Genomic DNA, 310 nt, shown 5'->3' on the forward strand with positions numbered 1-310 from the left:
GTGGCCTTCCCATTCCGGTTCCAGCGGGGTCACGTTGACGATGATGCCGCAGCGCGCGTAGGTGCTTTTGCCCAGGCACACCACCAGGGTGTCGCGCGGGATGCGGAAGTACTCCACCGTGCGCGCCAGCGCGAAGCTGTTCGGCGGGATGATGCACTCGTCGGCGGTGATGTCGACGAAGCTGCCCGAGTCGAAATGCTTGGGGTCGACAATCGTCGAGTTGATGTTGGTGAACACCTTGAACTCGCGCGAGCAGCGCACGTCGTAGCCATAGCTGGACGTGCCATAGCTGACGATGCGCTGGCCGTTG

1 pseudogene is annotated in these 310 nt (G+C 62.9%); it reads right to left on the reverse strand.

The features are described from left to right. A pseudogene (gene dcd, locus EN850_RS35260) lies at positions 1-310 on the reverse strand (dCTP deaminase); the annotation flags it as partial.

Source organism: Mesorhizobium sp. M8A.F.Ca.ET.207.01.1.1 (assembly GCF_004794715.1).
Lineage (GTDB): Bacteria > Pseudomonadota > Alphaproteobacteria > Rhizobiales > Rhizobiaceae > Mesorhizobium.